The sequence below is a fragment of the Brevibacterium sp. SIMBA_078 genome, assembly GCF_046534565.1.
Lineage (GTDB): Bacteria > Actinomycetota > Actinomycetes > Actinomycetales > Brevibacteriaceae > Brevibacterium.
Map to the genome: position 1 here is coordinate 1 of NZ_JAWRYQ010000168.1, position 277 is coordinate 277.

At 33.6% G+C, this 277-nt stretch carries 1 protein-coding gene; it reads right to left on the minus strand.

What is annotated here, in order from left to right:
* Positions 1–41: 41 nt before the first annotated feature.
* Positions 42–277, minus strand: a 236-nt coding sequence (locus SB749_RS19310) for a DNA cytosine methyltransferase (protein WP_410711728.1), incomplete at its 5' end; no start/stop codon positions are given.

The window sequence follows — 277 nt, forward strand, 5'->3', positions numbered from 1 at the left end:
GTTTTTGTTTGTTCAATATCCATTTTCATTACCATTCATTTTTATTTTTCTAAGTAATCTTTTATTGTAGATGCAATACCATAAGAAAATAAGTATGGCACTCCATTACCAATAGTTTTAAACATTGCACTTAATGTCATAGTCTGAGGAAATTGGAATTCCTTTGGTAAAGATTGTATTGCCAGCGCTTCAGCTGCTGATAACCTTCTTGCCTCATATGGATGGAGGTGAACCTCATTATTACCATATGCGGCAGTTGGTGAATATCTATATCGAT